Annotated in this window: 13 protein-coding genes, 2 tRNA genes and 1 pseudogene; 5 read left to right on the top strand and 11 right to left on the bottom strand. The window is 61.6% G+C overall.

Annotated elements, in window-relative coordinates; all coding sequences use genetic code 11:
* Positions 1 to 113: 113 nt before the first annotated feature.
* The gene (gene ahpC, locus WD012_RS03125; RefSeq protein WP_339562339.1) at positions 114 to 677 is read right to left on the bottom strand and encodes an alkyl hydroperoxide reductase subunit C; all 564 of its coding nucleotides are present in this window, start codon (positions 675 to 677) and stop codon (positions 114 to 116) included.
* 543 nt (positions 678 to 1,220) lie between these two features.
* On the opposite strand from ahpC, the gene WD012_RS03120 reads away from it, so the two are divergent.
* Together WD012_RS03120 and WD012_RS03115 are read left to right on the top strand one after the other, a co-directional pair.
* The gene (locus tag WD012_RS03120) at positions 1,221 to 1,985 is read left to right on the top strand and encodes a carbonic anhydrase (protein WP_339562338.1); all 765 of its coding nucleotides are present in this window, start codon (positions 1,221 to 1,223) and stop codon (positions 1,983 to 1,985) included.
* A gap of 92 nt (positions 1,986 to 2,077) precedes the next feature.
* A complete protein-coding gene (locus WD012_RS03115; RefSeq protein WP_339562337.1) occupies positions 2,078 to 3,469 on the top strand; it encodes a hemolysin family protein in 1,392 nt (463 codons plus the stop codon).
* 17 nt (positions 3,470 to 3,486) lie between these two features.
* Here WD012_RS03115 and WD012_RS03110 read toward each other — a convergent pair whose 3' ends face one another.
* Positions 3,487 to 4,242, bottom strand: coding sequence for a M48 family metallopeptidase (locus tag WD012_RS03110; RefSeq protein WP_339562336.1), 756 nt, complete (start codon positions 4,240 to 4,242; stop codon positions 3,487 to 3,489).
* 62 nt (positions 4,243 to 4,304) lie between these two features.
* A complete protein-coding gene (locus tag WD012_RS03105) occupies positions 4,305 to 5,027 on the bottom strand; it encodes an SOS response-associated peptidase (protein WP_339562335.1) in 723 nt (240 codons plus the stop codon).
* A gap of 102 nt (positions 5,028 to 5,129) precedes the next feature.
* On the opposite strand from WD012_RS03105, the gene WD012_RS03100 reads away from it, so the two are divergent.
* A tRNA-Ile gene (locus WD012_RS03100) sits at positions 5,130 to 5,203 on the top strand.
* 44 nt (positions 5,204 to 5,247) lie between these two features.
* Positions 5,248 to 5,320, top strand: a tRNA-Ala gene (locus WD012_RS03095).
* A 62-nt stretch (positions 5,321 to 5,382) separates the two neighbouring features.
* On the opposite strand, the gene mscL is transcribed toward WD012_RS03095, so the two are convergent.
* Positions 5,383 to 5,850 (bottom strand): large conductance mechanosensitive channel protein MscL, encoded by a 468-nt coding sequence (gene mscL / locus WD012_RS03090; RefSeq protein WP_339562334.1) that lies wholly within the window; start codon positions 5,848 to 5,850, stop codon positions 5,383 to 5,385.
* Positions 5,851 to 6,224: 374 nt separating this feature from the next.
* Between mscL and gdhA the strand changes: the two genes are divergently transcribed.
* Entirely contained in the window at positions 6,225 to 7,571 is a 1,347-nt protein-coding gene (gene gdhA, locus WD012_RS03085) for an NADP-specific glutamate dehydrogenase (RefSeq protein WP_339562333.1), read from the top strand.
* A gap of 116 nt (positions 7,572 to 7,687) precedes the next feature.
* Here gdhA and WD012_RS03080 read toward each other — a convergent pair whose 3' ends face one another.
* The 7 genes and pseudogenes from WD012_RS03080 to recF all read right to left on the bottom strand — a co-directional run.
* Positions 7,688 to 8,920, bottom strand: a complete 1,233-nt coding sequence (locus WD012_RS03080; RefSeq protein WP_339562332.1) for a VanZ family protein — start codon at positions 8,918 to 8,920, stop codon at positions 7,688 to 7,690.
* Positions 8,921 to 9,013: 93 nt separating this feature from the next.
* A complete protein-coding gene (locus WD012_RS03075; protein WP_339562331.1) occupies positions 9,014 to 10,228 on the bottom strand; it encodes an alpha/beta hydrolase in 1,215 nt (404 codons plus the stop codon).
* Between the two features lie 688 nt (positions 10,229 to 10,916).
* Positions 10,917 to 11,426 carry a DUF3566 domain-containing protein gene (locus WD012_RS03070; RefSeq protein ID WP_339562330.1) on the bottom strand — a complete coding sequence of 170 codons (510 nt, stop codon included), beginning with the start codon at positions 11,424 to 11,426 and terminating at the stop codon, positions 10,917 to 10,919.
* 140 nt (positions 11,427 to 11,566) lie between these two features.
* Positions 11,567 to 14,245: a DNA gyrase subunit A gene (gyrA, locus tag WD012_RS03065; RefSeq protein WP_339562329.1), complete on the bottom strand. Its 2,679-nt coding sequence runs from the start codon at positions 14,243 to 14,245 to the stop codon at positions 11,567 to 11,569.
* Between the two features lie 68 nt (positions 14,246 to 14,313).
* Positions 14,314 to 16,431, bottom strand: coding sequence for a DNA topoisomerase (ATP-hydrolyzing) subunit B (gene gyrB / locus WD012_RS03060; protein ID WP_422614354.1), 2,118 nt, complete (start codon positions 16,429 to 16,431; stop codon positions 14,314 to 14,316).
* A gap of 239 nt (positions 16,432 to 16,670) precedes the next feature.
* Complete coding sequence (locus WD012_RS03055; protein WP_339562327.1) at positions 16,671 to 17,144, bottom strand: DciA family protein; 474 nt, start codon at positions 17,142 to 17,144, stop codon at positions 16,671 to 16,673.
* Positions 17,145 to 17,335: 191 nt separating this feature from the next.
* Positions 17,336 to 18,619, bottom strand: a pseudogene (gene recF, locus WD012_RS03050) (DNA replication/repair protein RecF); the annotation flags it as partial.
* Positions 18,620 to 18,715 lie beyond the last annotated feature (96 nt).

Below are 18,715 nucleotides of genomic sequence, written 5' to 3'. Positions count from 1 at the left end.
GACGGATGCCGCCACCTGACGCAACCGCAAACCGTTCGGGTTACGGCATGCTACGACCGGCGACGGCATCCGGAATAGGGAATCGGAAACCGCTTCAGTTCGTCAGCCGAGCGTCACAGCTGGCCGACCAGGTCAAGCGACGGGGCGATGGTCGCCTCGCCGGGCTCCCATTTGGCCGGACACACCTGGTCGCCGTGCTCGTAGACGAACTGGGATGCCTGCACACGGCGCAGGAGCTCCTCGGCGTTGCGGCCGACGTTGGAGGAGATGACCTCGTAGGCGACGACCTTGCCTTCGGGGTTGATGATGAAGTCGCCGCGCTCGGCCTGCCCCAGCTCCTCGTTGTAGGTGTCGAGGTCGCGGGCGAGCAGTGCCGTCGGGTCGGCGAGCATCGGGTACTGGATCTTGGCGATCTTCTCGTTCGCGTCATGCCACGCCTTGTGCACGAAATGCGTGTCGTGGGAGACGGAGTAGATCTCGCAGCCGATCTTCCTGAACTCCTCGTAATGGTCCGCGAGGTCCTCAAGCTCGGTCGGGCATACGAAGGTGAAGTCGGCTGGATAGAAGAAGAACAGCGACCAGTGGCCGAGTACGTCGTCCTTGGTCACTTCATGGAAATCGTTGTTCTGGAACGCCTGGACAGTGAAGTCGGTGAGTTCGTGTTGGAGCAGTGTCATGATGGTCCTCGTCGTCTCGTTGTTCGATTCCGGCGGGCTGCGCGCACGACCCGCCTATGTACGGGCCCGGAGGTTCCGACCCCGCGTGGCTCCCATGCTAGCCCATCGCAGACGGGAAATGCGGGAATTCACCTGTGGTAATCATCACATTGACATGCGTGTGGTTTCCCGCGATACTGCCGGTTGGCTGCTACATCATGTTGGCGGCGACGATGACCAGGATGATGCCGGCGAGGCTCACACACCGTGGAGATCACGGTGAGGCGTACGCTGCGTTTGCTGTCTTTCATCGGGGCGGTGCCGACGAATATCCCGACGCCGACAACCAGCAGGACGATTGCGATACCCATGATGATGTGTTCCATCGTCGGCCTTTCCGTGACGATCCTGCGGACCTTCGTTGTCCACGACCGCCACCTTGGGAAGTGAACCGGTTAATCCAAGTATTTCGTAATACCACGACACCACATGCATACCAACTCCGCCTACGGCGTAGCACCATCCGCGGTACGATGGCAACGCACATCACAGGCAGGAGGCCCCATGGCAGACCAGACATCCGACGACACCACCCAGCATGAACCGACCGCGACCTCCACATGGAGCCGGCTGCTCGCCGGCAACCGCCGGTTCGCCCAAGGCGCCATGACCCACGCGTGGCAGGACCGCGAAACCCGCGAGTCGCTCATCGATTCCCAACGCCCCGACGCCGCCGTGCTGTCCTGCTCGGATTCGCGCGTACCACCGGAAATCATCTTCGATGCCGGGCTCGGCGACATGTTCACCGTGCGTACCGCCGGGCAGATCATCGACGACAGCGTGCTCGCCTCGCTGGAATACGCCGTCGAAAGCTTGCACGTCAGCCTGCTTGTGATTCTCGGGCACCAGAACTGCGGTGCCGTCCAAGCCGCGGAAAAACAGCTTGGAGTACTGGCGTCGCGCGTGAGACACGGCGACGATTCGCCCGAAACCACACAATCGCTGGCTTCCATCATCGATGACATCGAAGCGATGGATGATGTACAAGCCGCGCAGGACACGCAAGACCGACTGGAAGCATCCTTGGAACGCCTGGTCACTGAAGCGCAGTCGCCGATCGTGCGGTCAGTCGGCCCGTCGGTATTGCAGGCGTATGAGGCGCAATTGCGCGACCCTGCCGATATTGAGCGCGTGCATATTGCCCACACCATCGAAGAGCTGGCGGACCGTTCGCAGCCGATCCGGCAGGCCCTGGCGGATGAACGCCTCGTGCTTGTCGGCACACGCTATTGCATGGATACCGGCCTCGTGGAGGTCCTGAGCTTCTGAATAGCGCGGGCCGCCACGCCCGCCAATCCCCACTCTGGCGTCACCCCCAGGCGGCCCGCACCTTGACCGGCGCATCTTCTACAGTGGAAGCCATGTCGTCACTGTGGTTGAATGTCTTGCTGATATTCGTCTTTCTGCTGCTCGGATCGGTGTTCTCAGGTACCGAGCTGGCCCTGGTGAGCCTGCGCGGGTCACAGATCGACCAGATGGAGCAGGAGGATGCCCGCGGCGCCCGTGTCGCACGCATCGCCCGTGACCCCAATACCTTCCTGTCGACCGTGCAGCTTGGTGTCACACTCTCCGGATTCCTGTCGGCGTCCTTCGGTGAATCGGCGATTTCACCGATGATCGTGCCCATGGTGATCAGCTGGGGTGTTCCGCAGCATATCGCCGCGCCTCTGACCACCATCGTGCTCACGCTCATCATCTCGTACTGTTCGATCGTCATCTCGGAGATGGTGCCGAAGCGTATCGCCATGCAACGCACCGAGCAGATCGCCCGCGCGGTGGTGCCGGCGATTGACGTGTTCGCGAAGGTCTGCAAGCCGATCATCTGGCTGATCGGCAAGAACACGAACGGCCTGGTCCGTCTGCTCGGCTTCGACCCGAACGAGACGGAAAGCGAGGTCTCCGACGAGGAGCTGCGCGTGCTGGTGAACACCAATACGCGGCTCGGCAAGGACGAACGCACGATTCTGGACGACGTGTTCGACGCGTCCGAGACGATCGTGGCCGAAGTGATGCGGCCGCGCGCCGATGTCGTGTTCCTCGAGGGCGATATGACCATCGAGGACGCCGCCGCCTACGTGCGTGAGATGCCGTATTCGCGCTACCCGGTCACCGGCAAGGATTTCGACGATGTGCTCGGTTTCGTGCACGTGCGCGACCTGCTGGACGTGCGCGACCCCAAGGCGAGGACCGTGGCGGATATCACCCGCGAGGGCATCTCCCTGCCGGGCACGTCGAAGCTTTTGCCCAGCCTTGAGCTGCTGCGCAAAAGCGGCATCCACCTCGCCGTGGTCATCGATGAATACGGTGGCACGGACGGCATTGTGACGCTCGAGGATATGACCGAGGAGCTGGTGGGCGATATCCACGACGAGTACGACCTGCCGGAAACCAAGGATGGCAAAACCGCGCCGGACACCGCGTTCGTCAACGGCGTGGCGACCATCGACGGCGGCATGACCATCGAGGATTTCGCCGATTTGACCGGCATCCAGCTCGAGGATGGCCCGTACGAGACGGTCGCCGGGTATTTCCTTGCCCACACCGGCAAAATGGGTGCTGTGGGCGATGTATTGCATTCGGATGACGGCTACGACATGATCGTCACGAAAGTCGACGGCCGGCGAATCGAGACCATCGAGGTACGCAAAAGCGGTTCGCCCGACCATGTGGATATCGATCGCATGAGTGTCACCGACGGTGGAAAGTCCTCAAGCGCCGGAGAATCAGACGGCGATGATACGGCGGCTCGCTGACTTTCTCGCACACGATCTCACAGCACGGCGTAACGGTTGAGTTCACGGCGCAGATCACGCCAGCCTGGCAGGAACCGGTCCATCAACTGCTGGAACCGTGGCCCGTGGCCACCCACCCACAAGTGGGTCATCTCATGGACCAGCACATACTCAAGGAACCGCGGTTCCATGAGTCCCAGCTGAAGATTGAGCCGGATCCGCCCTGTCGCCGGGGTGCATGACCCCCATCGCGACCGCATGATGCGAAAGGTGATCCGTGTCGGCGAGCGCCCAATCACACGCGTCCAATGGTCCAGCAGCGCCGGGAGCTGCCGTTCGAGCGATTGGCGGGCATGCCGCTGTACATCGGCAGTCCACACAGTCGCGGAGTCATGACTACCGATGTTGCGGTTGCCGATATTAGGACTACCGATTCCGGATGAATCCGGCTCACCCACGCTTGGTTGTCTTCCCGCCTGATTGTTCAGCTGCTGCGGTTGGTTTTCCGGGTGCTCCTCGCCCGTCGCCCCACCGACGAGCCGCATCGTGTCATGTTGCATCCGCTGGATTTTGCGTTGCTGGGCGCGAATCCACGTCTTGCGCGTGCTGACGAATGTCTCGATGGCCTCCGCGGATATACGCGTGGGCGCCGTCACCCGGATATCCCCGTTCGGCGGCTGGACGCGCAGATACATGTTGCGAATCGGCTTGCGAATCACCGTGACCGCCATCCCGCCGATATCGATGATGTCCGTCGAAGTGACGCGTCTTGATGCGCGGCGTCGGTAGGTCACGGCATGGTCCTTTCTGCTTCCTGCATGCGGCCACAGAGCCGGTGGACGCTATAGCCCGGCTATCAGAAGCGCAGCATCATCTCATCATACGGCTCGGTGAGTTCCGGCCCATCGCCATGCAATGGCGCGACTTCATGACTTGCGAGCAATGACTGCGACAGCCGAGCCCCATACGCGGATGCCGCGGGGAGAATCTTGTCTCCTGAAACGCTGCGATTGAGCCATTCCTGCGCGTGTTGCGGGTCGCTGAGCACCGGCATCCGGTCGTGGACTTGGGCGGCGATACCGACCGAGTCGCGCGTCAAAATGGTTGCGGTGAGTAGCCAGGTGGCATTCGCCCGTTCCCTAGACAGCCACCAGGAGTACAGCCCCAGCAGCAGCAACGGTCGGTTGTCTTTGGCATGGAAGTAGTAGGGTTTGCGTTCCGCCGTCCACTCGTAGTAGCCGGATACGGGGATGATGGCGCGATTATGCCGCGCGGCCTGCGCGAAGGTCGGCCTATCGAGCGCTGATTCAATGCGGGCGTTGAACGTGGGGTAGGGGAGTTTCTTTGATTCGGCGGTGGGCGGAATGAGCGACCAGTAGGCGGACGCGAGGTGATTGACCCCATGTGCGTCCTGCCCGATGACGGCGATGGTCTGCGTGGGGCTGACATTCCATGATTTCCCGGGCAATCCGGCGGACGGTTGCGCATGCAGCATCTGCGCAATCTCGGGGTAATCAAGCTCCGCGGCGAATCGTCCACACATGCCCATCAGCGTAGTCGCCATCAAAGAAGTGCGCACGACCGCGTACGGTTTCCCTCTTCGACACGCCGGATATACACGGGTTGACGGAAGTGCCAAATATGGTACTATATCTGCTTGTGCGCTTTTAGCGTGCGGATCGGGCCCGTAGCTCAGGTGGTTAGAGCGCATCCCTGATAAGGATGAGGTCGGAGGTTCAAGTCCTCCCGGGCCCACGTCGAAAAATCAAGCGGCCTGCGAGCCGCTCTTTTTTTCACATGGGGCTATAGCGCAGCTGGTAGCGCATCTGCTTTGCAAGCAGAGGGTCGCCGGTTCGAACCCGGCTAGCTCCACAACAGAACACCCCCGGAATCCTTCAATCATCTGGATTCCGGGGGTGTCGCACTATTGGGGTTCAGCGCACGCCGGACGGGGTGTCGGCAGCGCTGTCACCGTTCTGCTTGGCGAGCTGGTCGCGGATCTCACTGAGCAGCAGCACGGTCTGTTCCTCGGTGCTGAGCTTCTGTTCCGCCTCTTCCGCAGCCTTGGCGTCCTCTTCGCCCTTGGCCTTGGCGATCAGCGCCTCGGACATATCCCGCAGCTTGTTGATCGGCACCAGGATGCAGAAGTACACGGCCGCCGCAACAATCAGGAAGTTCAGCAGCGCGCTGAGAATCGCGCCGAAGGACACGGTCGCGCCATTGAAGGTGAACGCGAGCAGGCCGTCCATATTCGGTTTGCCGAAGATCATGGCGATGAGCGGGTTGATCAGGTTGTTGACGATGGAGTTCACCACGGCAGTGACCGCAGCGCCCATCACCACGCCGACAGCCATGTCGATCATGTTGCCGCGTGCGATGAATTTCTTGAATCCGTCTATCATCTTGTTCTCGATTCTTGGAATGGGTTGGAAGTCATATGACTGGCAGGCGCATGATATCAATCGTTTGCCGTTGGTCAGGATGACGGTCCGTTGTGTGTAGCGCCGTCGCGTCCGCCAGGGGAAGATGCAGTCGACGTGGGCTGTGGGATACAGTGCCCGTGTTCATCGTACCCTGCACCGTGCATCGTTTGATGATATGACACGCCTGCCGGTTCCACACAGCCGGCCAATCCGCCGCGCCCGGTATCTGTCCCAAAGGATGGGAAAATCATGGGGCACGGTCTTAAAATCATGGGGCATAGTCTTGCCGGCATATGCGCCCGCGCTTAGAATAAAACCGTCTTATCAATAACCCGACCAACGAGGGGAGAGCTATGCTCACCGAAGAGTATGTCAAGCGCGTGTACGCGCAAGTGGAACGCCGTGACGGCGACCAGCCTGAATTCCTGCAGGCGGTCCGTGAGGTGTTCGAAAGCCTGGAACCGGTTGTCGCCAAGCATCCGGAATATGAGCGCAATGGTGTGCTCGAACGGTTCGTCGAGCCGGAACGTCTGGTGAAGTTCCGTGTCGCATGGACGGACGACGAGGGGCATGTCCAGGTGAACCGCGGCTACCGCGTACAGTTCAATTCCGCAATCGGCCCGTACAAGGGCGGTTTGCGCTTCCACCCGACGGTCAACGAGTCCGTCATCAAGTTCCTCGGCTTCGAGCAGATTCTGAAGAATTCCCTGACAGGCCTGCCGATGGGCGGAGGCAAGGGCGGTTCCGATTTCGATCCGAAGGGCCGTTCCGACGGCGAGGTGATGCGCTTCTGCCAGGCGTTCATGACCGAGCTACAGCGTCATATCGGCCAGTTCACCGATGTTCCGGCAGGCGATATCAACGTCGGTGCGCGTGAGATCGGCTATCTGTTCGGCCAGTATAAGCGTATCCGTGACGAATACTCCGGCGTGCTCACCGGCAAGGGCCTGGAATTCGGCGGCTCACTGGCCCGCACCGAGGCGACCGGCTACGGGCTGTGCTACTACACGCAGGAGGCGCTGCGCGTGCTGCGCAATGACTCCTTCCAAGGCAAGACCGTGGTTGTCTCCGGTTCCGGCAATGTCGCGATCTTCGCGATCGAGAAGGCGCAACGGCTGGGCGCGAAGGTCGTCACCTGCTCCGATTCCAACGGCTACGTCTACGACCCCCAGGGCATTGATCTCGATGTGGTCAAGGATATCAAGCTCGGTCATCGCGGCCGTATCAAGGAATATGCCGACCGCGTGCCCGGTTCCGAATACCACGAGGGTTGTCGTGACGTGTGGACCGTCCCGTGCGATATCGCGCTGCCGTGCGCCACGCAGAACGAGATCGACGGCGAATCCGCCCGCACGTTGGTGGACAACGGCTGCACGGTCGTGTGCGAAGGTGCGAATATGCCCAGCACGCCGGAGGCGATTGCCGTATATCAGGGCGCGAAGCTGCTGTACGGCCCCGCAAAGGCCACCAATGCGGGCGGTGTGGCCGTTTCTGGCTTGGAGATGAGTCAGAACTCGTATCGGCTGAGCTGGACCTTCGACGAGGTCGATGCCAAGCTCAAGCAAATCATGGAGGATATCGTGGCGAACTCCCTGGACGCCGCGAAAGAATACGGCCGTGAGGGCGACCTGATGCTGGGCGCGAACGCCGCCGGCTTCGTCAAAGTCGCGAACGCCATGGTCGCGCAGGGCATCTTCTGACACGTTCCCCGCTGTCTGTCTGCGCCGGCAGGTCGTCTGACACAACAGACAGCGGGGATTTTCATTCGGTTCCTGCCCAGGAATCACCGATTTTGCCCGCTATTGTGCTGATTTCACTACTGCCGGTTCTGGGATATGGGCGACGCCGGTGCGTTGACGGCGTTCTCAGTGAGAGCAGTGACAGCAGCGCCATCAGTAGTGCCAACAGCGCCGCCAGCATCTTCGGCATCACCAGCATCGCTGACATCACCGACGCCATCAGTATCAGCGCGCTCCGATTCGGCGTCACCCGGAGCGTAATCCCAAGGCATCTGCTTGAATATCAGCGCAAACACCACGACCGCAATGACCAGCAACCCGCTGTGTGTATCCTTCTGCAGCAGCGTGAGCAGGAACCATCCACCGATAATCGCCGTGCGGATCGCATAGAACAACACTCGCCGCCATCCGTGGCGTTCACGGGTTTCCATACTCATGTGGGTGAACATGCCGCCGAGCGTCTGCCCACGATGCGCCGCCGGAATCCACAATTCGAACACGAGGAACGACACCATGCCGAGCACGGTGACTACGATATTCAGGGATTCGACGTGCACAATGGCGCCTGCCAGCTGGAACGTCCCATCGGGCAGCGGTTTGGCGAGCGCATGGAACAGCCACACCATGGCGATGCCCAACGGATAGTAGCCCAAAGTGACCATAATCATGTCAATCGCGAAGGTCACCCCGCGGTGCACAATGCCGGGCAGGTGGTTGATTTCCGCCCGGTCAACCGGTTTTTGCGGCCACCGCCGGTCGCACAGTTTCGCGATGCCGTACCCGATGAGAGCGCCCAAGGTGTTGGTCAGCAAGTCATCGACATCAAATTGCCGATACGAGCACGGGTAGATACCCCAAAATCCGCTCAGCTGCGTCAATTCGATTGCCAGTGACAGCAGAAAACCGACGATGACGGTATGGCCGATATTGCGCCGCAGGAACCGCATAAGCAGGAATCCGAGCGGCATGAACAGCACGATGTTGAGCAGCAGCTGCATCACCGCCGATACCCCGCCGGTGGCGACGTCCTGTATGAATTCAAGCGGGTTGAGCTGCGGCGAAAGATGGTGCGTGGCGCAATATCGGTCCGGTTCATCCGGCATCGGGTACTGCGTGAAAGTGAGCAGACCGACCACATACAGCACGCTCAGATACGAGCCGATGGTCGAGGCGAACCGCAGACGATGCTCATGGTGATAGAGCAGCGCCAGAATCGGCAGGGTCAGGAACGCTGAAATGAACGGCCAGAGCAACAGCGCAATCAGCAGCGGTGTGCCGAAGGTCTTGGCGTACAGGGTTACGATACTCATCGTGCAACAACACTAGCGCAAGGGCTGGGGGATATATTTCAAGCGGCATGGCGATTCCTGAGAGCATGCCGACGAGCGAGGCTCGCGAAGAAATCAGAGTTTCGCCAAAGCTTCATCCACCCACTTGGTGGGAATGACACGCCGCCACGCCATCATCGACGCCCACATGGTGACGATGCGGAAATACTTGCGCCGCGCATCCGGCTTGGACATACTCAAATCATGCAAACCGCCGCGAATCGTCGCCAGCGCGACCACATCACCCAGATGCAGCGCCGCCTGACGGATCGCGGTGATGTCCAGCACGCTGTCGGCTTCGCGCATGCCTTCATCCCATGTGGATTGCAGCATCATCGACTTGTCTGAAGTGCACACAAGGACCGGGATCTGGATGTCAAGATTCTTCGCAATCTCGTCCTGCCCGTTGTAGATTGCCTGCATCCAGCCTGCCCGCGTGAGAAATTCAACACCCGGATTGAGCGGGTGGTCAAGATAGTCCCATTCGCCTCCGGTCGACCGTTTGATGCACCGGGCGTAGAATCCCGGGTCGCGCATCGGCATGACGGTCTTGCCGCCGCGCAGCCGGTACACTTGCACGACCGGCGTGGACAGCAGGCGGAACATGCGGTTGCCCTGCAACTCAAGCCAAGGGGAATTCAGCGCGAGTGCCTCAACATGGTGGGGACGTTCGGTGTTGACCCACAGTGAAGCGCTCAGTCCGCCTTGGGAGTGGGCAATCATCAGAATGCGGACGTCCTTGCCTTGCTCTTTGACGATTTGGTCACGCAAGGCGTTGAATTCCAGACGATATTCATGCAGATCCTCGATATACCCGGGGGTCTGGTAGGGACGGTAGGATCGCCCGAATTTGCGCAAATCCACGGCGTAGAAGGGGATCCCCAGCGATTCCCAGTATTCGGATGCGTGCCGGCGGTAGAAATAGTCGTTCCACCCGTGCACGTACATGATGGCCAGACGATGGCCGCGCACGCTGAAATGCCAGCGCCGCCACCGTTCTTGCAAGGTGAGTTTCGATGGGTCCTTGCGCACAAAGGTTGCCACAATCTCGCCCTCGGCGTCCTCACCGAGGTGGACGGTGGCCTGTTGATACCCTTCGAGCACGGAATCAGGCTTCCATGGGTCAACGTAGGAGTAGGAGGCCTGAGGGTCTTTCGAGGATGATCCCATCGAAGATGATGCCGTCCGAGTGGTCAATGCGCTGTCCGGCAATACCGCCGCAGAGGTGTCTTCCGTTGCGGTCTCATCATCCGGGACGCGGGACACTGGGGGCTGTCCGGTATCCGACATGGTCGCCTCCTTGTTCGTATGACCTGCTCTTCGGTCATCTTACGCAGGGCATGATGACGTTCGCCGTCGGCATGTCCCGCCAGTAGTTTGAGCAATCACGTGTTCCGAGGAACGCTGCGGCCGTAGGCGTGTCGGGGGCATTCCGCGCAAGGCACCGTACAATGCAGCGTCTCGGTTGCGCGACCGTAGGCGTGGCAGGCATTGAACCTGCGTTCCGTGTTTTTCCCACCATCGCGAACGCGATCAGGGCCGTCATAGCACCAAGGTGGTGTCAGTTGCGTATGCCGGGACATACGCCGAGCGCCAGAAACAAACGCCCTACGGACCATACGCGCCGCAGACACGATGCTGCGCATGTCCGAACATACGCAACTCAGCAGATGCCGGGAGATTCCACCGCTTCTCCATGCCTTCCATCCGGTCACACATGCCCAGACATACACAACCCAGCAGATACCAGGGGATTCCGTCATCTCTCCGCACCTTCTGTCCGGTTGCGCATGCCATCGCATACATCACCTGACGGAACGTTTCCGGCAATACCTTTGGCCCGGAAATACTCGATATCCGACAAGCCGTTACGTCCCTAGGCCGCATGCCCTAGGCGGCATATACAATCAGGGGCGGCCCGGAGTACCGGAACCGCCCCTGATTGGCCAAAAAGACCACAAATGATAGGGAATGGCCGTCAGTCGTCGCCCAAGGTCACATGGACGCCACCGACAAGCGAGCTGACCACGTTGTACAGGAGCGCGAAGATCGTCGCCAGCAGGGTGAACAGCACCACACCGATGATGGCGAGGATGGTCACCGTGCTCAGCACCGTGCTCAGCGAAAGCACGTCGGCGAGGTTGAACCCGCTGGAGTCAAGGCCTGTCGAGGAGACGATCTGCGTGACCTGGTCGAACACGCCCGCCATGTTGAGCACCAGCCATACGAGCGCCGCCGCCACGATCTGGATGATGCCGCCTGCCACACTGAGCAGGAAGGTGACCTTGGCCACCGACCATGCGTCCACACGGGTCAGGGACAGGCTCATACGCCGTGCACGCGGCGTATGGTGCCGGCGCTTGTTCGCTGCGGCCGCCCTCGCGGCGGACGGCATCGGGGCCTCGTTGCCGGTGCTGATCGGCTGGTTCGAGACGGTCCTGCCTACACGCGGCTCGGGGCGCCCTTCTTCGTCGACGTTTTCGCTCATTGTTTCTCCTTGGACGTTTCCGACTGCCTTCGCCTGATTAGTGAACCTACCAGTGTTCGGGGACGATTTTCACCATGGCGACAAGGTCTGCACACTATCCGGCGGGCCGTACCGTGTCACCGGCACGACCCGCCGTCAGCTCACTGCTGTGCACCTTGTGCGGCTGTAGCCTGATCCGCAGGCTGGTTCTGTTCGCCGGAACCGGCCTGATCGTCCTCGTCATCATCGTCCTTTTCGGCGTTGCGCGCGATGGCGAGGATCTCATCGCCCTTGTCGGGCTTGGCGAAGGTCACGCCCTGCGTGGTCCTGCCAGTCCGTTTGACCTCGGCCACGTCGGACCGGATGACCTTGCCGGACTTCATGATCGCCATGACCTGGTCGTCCTCGCTGACCACGAGCGCGCCGATGAGCGAACCGCGGCCTTCGGCCAGCTGCAGGGCCTTGACACCGAAGCCGTTGCGGCCTTGCAGACGATATTCGCTGATGGCCGTACGCTTGGCGAAGCCCTCGTTGGTGACCACGAACAGGTCTTTGTCGCTGTCGCCCCAGATGACGTCCATGGACAGCAGTTCGTCGCCGTCGCGGAACTTCATGCCCTGCACGCCGGCGGTCTGGCGTCCCATCGGGCGCAGCTGCTCGTCGTCCGCACGGAACTTGAGGCTCATGCCATGCTTGGACACGAGAATGATGTCGTCGTCCGGGTTGCACAGCGCGGCGCCGATCAGCTCGTCGGTCGGCTCCCCGGTCTCTGGGTCGGCGGCAAGACGCACCGCGATCAGGCCGCCTTGGCGCGGTGAATCGTATTCGGCAAGGCTGGTTTTCTTGACTTTACCGGACCGTGTGGCGAGCACCAGGTACTTGGCGACCTCATAGTTCGGGATCGACAGCACTGCCTGGATGGTCTCGTCCGGGGCGAACTGCAGCAGGTTGGCCACGTGCTGGCCCTTGGAATCCCTGGACCCTTCGGGCAGCTCGTAGGCTTTGAGCCGGTAGACACGTCCCTTGTTGGTGAAGAACAGCAGCCAGTTGTGCGTGCTGGTGAGGAAGAAGTGGTCGACCACGTCGTCCTCGCGCAGCTTGGTGCCCTTGATGCCTTTGCCGCCGCGGTGCTGGGCGCGGTATTCATCGGCCTTGGTGCGCTTGATGAACCCGGAGTGGGTGACCGTCACGACCACGTTCTCCTCGGCGATCAGGTCCTCGACGTTCATCTCGCCCGAATACGGCAGGATGCGGGTACGGCGTTCGTCACCGTACTTCTCGACGATTTCGTCGAGCTCGTCACCCACGATCTGGCGCTGGCGTTCCGGCTTGGCCAGGATGTCGTTGTAATCGGCGATCTTGCGCTGGAGTTCCTCGTGTTCGTCGAGGATCTTCTGCCGTTCGAGCGCGGCGAGGCGGCGCAGCTGCATCGCGAGGATCGCGTCCGCCTGCACATCGTCGACGTCAAGCAGGTCTTTGAGGCCTTCACGGGCGGTGTCCACGTCCTTGGAGGAGCGGATGAGGGCGATGACCTCGTCGATCATGTCGAGGGCCTTGAGATAGCCCTGCAGGATGTGGTCGCGTTCTTCGGCTTCACGCTTCAAATACCGGGTGCGGCGTTCGACGACGTCGAGCTGGTGGGAGACCCAGTGGCGGATGAACGCGTCCAGGCTGAGCGTGCGCGGCACGCCGTCGACGAGGGCGAGCATGTTGGCGCCGAAGGTCTGCTGGAGCTGGGAATGCTTGTACAGGTTGTTGAGCACGACCTTGGGGACCGCGTCACGCTTGAGCACGAGCACCAGACGCTGGCCGGTACGGCCCGAGGTCTCGTCGCGCATGTCGGCGATGCCCTGGATCTTGCCGTCACGCACCGCCTCGCGGATGGAGACGACCAGACGGTCCGGGTTGACCTGGTAGGGCAGTTCGGTGACCACCAGGCACATGCGCCCGTTGATTTCCTCGGTGTTGACCACGGCCCGCATGGTGATCAGGCCGCGGCCGGTACGGTATGCCTGTTCGATGCCCTTGTGGCCGAGGATGGTCGCGCCGGTCGGGAAGTCCGGTCCCTTGATCCGTTCGATGAGCGCGTTGAGCAGCTCCTCACGGCTCGCGTCCGGATGGTCGAGCGCCCAGTGCACGCCATCCGCCACCTCGCGCAGGTTGTGCGGCGGGATGTTGGTGGCCATGCCGACGGCGATGCCGGCGGAACCGTTGACCAACAGGTTCGGGAAACGGCTCGGGAGCACGGTCGGCTCCTGGGTCTTGCCGTCGTAGTTGGGCACGAAATCGACGGTGTCCTTGTCGATGTCGCGCACCATTTCCATGGCGAGCGGCGCCATACGGCATTCGGTGTAACGCATGGCCGCCGCGGGGTCGTCGCCGGGGGAGCCGAAATTGCCCTGCCCGTCCACGAGCGGGTAGCGCATGGACCACGGCTGGGCCATGCGCACGAGCGTGTCATAGATGGCGGCGTCGCCGTGCGGGTGGTACTTGCCCATGACGTCGCCGACGACGCGCGAGCACTTGTTGTAGCCGCGGTCCGGGCGGTAACCGCCGTCGTACATCGCGTAGATGACGCGGCGGTGGACTGGCTTCATGCCGTCACGCACGTCAGGCAGCGCGCGCTCCACGATGACGGACAGCGCGTAGGCGAGGTAGGATTCGCGCATTTCCTGCTGCAAATCGATCGGCTGGACGCGCTGACCTTTCATCAGGCCGTAATCGGTGTTGTCGGCCTCCTGGGGGCTCAGCGGCTCATGGTTGTTGTCCAGGCCGTTGAGCTGGTCGTCGTTGCTGGCCCCGCTGTCTTCCGGATTGTTGGTGTTGGTTTCGTCTGCCAAGATACATCCTTCGTGTTCTTGTCCATCCTCGTGGGATGGCTAGTTGAAGTGTGCTGGTTTGCCGGCGGTCACGCGTCGATGAATCGCGCGTCGTGCGCGTTGCGCTGGATGAACAGGCGTCGGGGTTCGACCTCGTCGCCCATGAGCATGGAGAAGGTCTCGTCCGCCTGGGCCGCGTCCTCGATGTGGATCTGCTTGAGGATGCGGTGGTCGGGGTCCATGGTTGTCTCCCACAGCTCCTGATAGGTCATCTCGCCAAGACCCTTGTAGCGCTGGATGCCTTCGCCCTTCGGCAGCTGGCGGCCGGACTCCTTGCCTTCGCGCAGTACGCGGTCGCGTTCGGCGTCCGTGTACACGAATGAGTGCGGGCCCTTGGTCCATTTGATGCGGTACAGCGGCGGCATGGCCACGTAGACGTACCCTGCGGTGATCATCGGCCGCATATAGCGGAAGAACAGGGTCAGATTCAGCGTGGCGATATGCGCACCGTCGACATCGGCATCGGCCATGATGATGATCTTGTGGTAGCGCACCTTGTTCACGTCGAAGTCTTCGCCGTAGCCGCCGCCGATCGCGGTGATCAGTGACTCGATGGTGTCGGACTTGAGCATGCGGTCGATGGAGGCGCGCTCGGTGTTGAGGATCTTGCCTCGCAGCGGCAGGATCGCCTGGGTGATCGGGTTGCGCCCCTGGATGGCGGAGCCGCCTGCGGAATCACCCTCGACGATGAACAGCTCGCATTCCTCCGGATTGTTGGACTGGCAGTCCTTGAGCTTGTCGGGCATGCCGGCGGATTCGAAGATCGACTTGCGCCGGGTCGATTCGCGGGCCTTCTTCGCGGCGATACGGGCGCGGGAGGCCTCAATCGCCTTCTGGATGATGCTTTTGGCCTCGGCAGGGTGTGCGTCGAACCAGTCGCCGAGTTTGTCGGTCATCACACGCTGTACGAAGGTCTTCGCCTCGGAGTTGCCGAGCTTGGTCTTGGTCTGGCCTTCGAACTGCGGGTTGGTGAGCTTGACGGATACGACGGCGGTCAGGCCTTCGCGCACGTCATCGCCGGAGAGGTTGTCGTCCTTCTCCTTGAGGATGTTCTTCTCGCGCGCATACCGGTTGACAAGCGTGGTGAGCGCCGTGCGGAAGCCCTCTTCATGGGTGCCGCCCTCGGTCGTGGAGATGGTGTTGGCGAAGGTGTGCACGGATTCGGAGTAGGCGGTCGTCCATTGCATGGCGATTTCAGCGGAGATGCCGATGCTGAGGTCTTCGGCCTCGAAATCGATGACTTCCTCTTCGATCGGGTTGGTTTTGCGGCTTTTGACCAGATATGCCACGTAATCCTTGATACCGTGCTCGTAGCAGTACGTCACGGAACGATGGAGTTCCTGCACCGGGTTGTCGCCGTCGCCGGTCACCTCGTCTCCCGCTTGGTCGATTTCACGCAGGTCGGTCAGGGAGATGCGCAGGCCGCGATTAAGGAAGGCCATCTGCTGGAAACGCGAACGCAGGGTCTCGAAATCGTAGACCGTGGTTTCAAAAATCTTCGGGTCAGCCCAGAAGGTCACGGAGGTGCCGGTCGATTCGCCGTCCTCCATGGGCTTGCCTTGGGCGAGCGGTGCCGTCGGATGCTGGTCGATGTATGTCTGGGTCCAATGGAAGCCCTGACGACGCACCTCAATCTCCATACGCGTGGACAGCGCGTTGACTACGGAGATGCCCACGCCGTGCAGACCGCCGGAGACCGCGTAGCCGCCGCCTCCGAACTTGCCGCCCGCGTGCAGCTTGGTCATGACCGTCTCGACACCGGAGACGCCTTCGCCCGGCACGATATCGACCGGGATGCCTCGGCCGTCGTCCACCACGCGGATGCCGTTGTCCGGCAGGATGGTCACTTCGATATGGGTGGCGAAGCCGGCCAGGGCCTCATCCACCGAGTTGTCGACGATCTCGTAGACCAGATGGTGCAGGCCGCGCGGCCCGGTCGAGCCGATGTACATGCCCGGGCGGATACGCACCGCCTCGAGGCCTTCCAGCACGCGCAGGTCGCTGGCGTCGTAGTGGTCCGGCGACAGCGAATCGTCGAGCTGGGCGTCTTCGAGCTTGTCGTTGGCGATGGCTTCGTTGACTTTGTTGTTCAGCTCCGCCTTGGATCCGGTTGCGGGCTGTGATGGCTTCCCGGACTGTCCGGGCATATTGGTGTTCAGCGAATCAGCTTCAGCGTCTGCCACTCAATTTCCTTCCCGTGCCCTGCGCAGCGCCCCTGCTCGCGCAGTCGGTATACCCTAGAACGTAAATAATGGGGGCTTCTAGGCGTTCAATAGTACTGCACGTGATTCTACACATCAAGAGGGACTTTGCGGCTCTCAGGGCAATGCAGGCATTCCCGGCTTTCAAACCCCGGGGGCGCTTGTGATTCCCCGCCATGGCCTTCTCACCGGCGGTGACGGTATCTGCCCCCGAACGGGTGGGCCTGTGGTCCGGTCACTTTGATCTCGCGGATATCAAGACCGTCGAGACGTTCCCGGATCGTATCGGTCAGCTGGGGGACCATATAGGTCAGCGTCGTGGTCCATGACGGCGATGCCGTGCGGATGGTGAGCACCCCGTCATGCCATGAGGCGACCTGCGAATGCTGCGCGATCTGGGGGCCTACCACCTGGTCCCAATGGTTGCGCAGCTGGGCGAGCTTGAGATGCGGCATCCAGTTGTCGTGCCGGGCGAGCACGGTAACCAGACTCGCCAAGGTGTTGGGGTCTCTGCCAGGCTTGCCGAAATTCTCCCAGGCCTCAGCCTCCCTGCGCTCTCTGTCGCGCATGATCCCCGCCCGTGCCGTATACCGTTCGAATACCTGGGCAGGCAGTTTGCGCGGGTCCAGCTTGAGTCTGGAGGCAATCGGCTCTTTCATGCCGGCACCCCAGCCGCGGGCGTCCCGGCAGACAATGCGTCGGCAGACGACGTTCCGGCGTTTGGTACCTCATCGACGCCGCCGGACGCTGAACGTGTTTCCGGGTCGTTCCGCAGGCGCGCAGCCTTGATCCGCGCTATCGCGTCATCATCCAGCAACCGGTCGGCCCGCTCGCGATCAGACTGACTGCGCAGCGCGGCCACGTCGATAATCCGGGCATCCTTGCCATAGGCCGACACGTCCGGGACATCCCCGGCCGCCGCGGCGGTGATCAGCACCTGGTTCTGTCGTACGGCGAAGTCGAGGATCTGCCGACGACGCGTCTCGTCCAGCTGGGCGAACACATCGTCGAGGATCACGATGGGGGCGGTGCCAGTAGTCTGACGGATGACACCGAACAACGCCATTTTCAGTGCGAGCGCCATCGTCCACATCTCGCCGTTGGAGGCGAATTCCTTTGCGGGCACGCCGTCCAGGGTGACGGCCATGTCGTCGCGGTGGGGGCCGATGAGGTTCTGCCCGCGCGCCACCTCTCCCGGGTAGATGCGCTGGAAGTGCCGGCTGATGGCTTGGTTTGGCTGGTCTTCGGCCAGTACCTCCTCAAATGATGGTACGTAGGCGATGGCGGCATGCTGGGCCGACCCTGCCAGTTCGTCGTAGATCGAGGCGAAGGGGCCGGCAAGTGCCTTAAGTATGCGCGCGCGCATCCGGGTCAGTTCGACACCCGCCTCGATGAACTGTCCGGTCCAGATCTCCAGCCCGCTCAGATTCGGCCCGCCCATGGTACCGGAATCGGCTGTCGTCTTCCCTATTTGCTTGAGCAGAGCCGCCCGCTGCCTGGCGATCTTCGCGCACCGCTGGTGGACTTCGGCGTATCCGGGCACCAGCATCGCCCCGGCCTGGTTGATGAAGCCGCGTCGTGCCGCCGGATCGCCGGATATCAGCCGCTGGTCCTCAGGGGTGAACGACATGCTGGGCACCCTGCCGAGAATGTCACGCAGATACAGCGAACGGCCGCTGTCTATCCGCGCCCGGTTCGCCCCATGGGCGCGGATGGTCACCTCGATGGTCGTCGCGGTTGCCGCATCGGGGTGCTTCCGAGCTTCGCCGCCATCACACTCCGGCAAATCCTGAATTGGATTCAGATTTCCTGAATTATCTTGATCCGCCGCCGATTCGGATTCCGAGTGCGCCCCAAGATTCGCCGGATACTCTGGAATTCCCGGCCGCCCGACGCCGGTGTCGGTGACATTGACGCGGATGGTCGCCGCTTCCTGGCCGCGCTCGATCAACGGCATGGAGCTTGAAACCCTATGGCTTGAGCCGGTTGACAGCACCTCGATGGCCTCGACGAGATTCGTTTTCCCCTGTCCGTTCGCCCCCTGGATGACAGTGACCCCGGGGTCGAGATCGACGACGCAATGTTGCCATGACCGGAAATGGTCAAGTGCCAGCCGGGTAAGGATTACACCCATATGGCACCGTCCTCTCTTCCATGCTTCCGGTGATGATTGTCATGAATCCTGGTATTGTGGATAACTCTAGCAATCTTGTTTTTCGTCGCCTCGCGC

The organism is Bifidobacterium thermophilum (genome assembly GCF_037482445.1).
Lineage (GTDB): Bacteria > Actinomycetota > Actinomycetes > Actinomycetales > Bifidobacteriaceae > Bifidobacterium > Bifidobacterium thermophilum_B.
Note: the sequence above shows the minus strand (reverse complement) of the source record. Positions and strands in the feature narration are given on the sequence as shown.

Bases quoted from the DNA above. Each gene is read 5' to 3' on its own strand.
- ahpC (WP_339562339.1), bottom strand. From the start codon at position 677: ATGACACTGCTCCAACACGAACTCACCGACTTCACTGTCCAGGCGTTC.
- gyrB (WP_422614354.1), bottom strand. From the start codon at position 16,431: ATGCCCGGACAGTCCGGGAAGCCATCACAGCCCGCAACCGGATCCAAG.
- WD012_RS03115 (WP_339562337.1), top strand. From the start codon at position 2,078: ATGTCGTCACTGTGGTTGAATGTCTTGCTGATATTCGTCTTTCTGCTG.
- WD012_RS03120 (WP_339562338.1), top strand. From the start codon at position 1,221: ATGGCAGACCAGACATCCGACGACACCACCCAGCATGAACCGACCGCG.
- WD012_RS03080 (WP_339562332.1), bottom strand. From the start codon at position 8,920: ATGAGTATCGTAACCCTGTACGCCAAGACCTTCGGCACACCGCTGCTG.
- WD012_RS03075 (WP_339562331.1), bottom strand. From the start codon at position 10,228: ATGTCGGATACCGGACAGCCCCCAGTGTCCCGCGTCCCGGATGATGAG.
- WD012_RS03070 (WP_339562330.1), bottom strand. From the start codon at position 11,426: ATGAGCGAAAACGTCGACGAAGAAGGGCGCCCCGAGCCGCGTGTAGGC.
- gdhA (WP_339562333.1), top strand. From the start codon at position 6,225: ATGCTCACCGAAGAGTATGTCAAGCGCGTGTACGCGCAAGTGGAACGC.
- mscL (WP_339562334.1), bottom strand. From the start codon at position 5,850: ATGATAGACGGATTCAAGAAATTCATCGCACGCGGCAACATGATCGAC.
- WD012_RS03055 (WP_339562327.1), bottom strand. From the start codon at position 17,144: ATGAAAGAGCCGATTGCCTCCAGACTCAAGCTGGACCCGCGCAAACTG.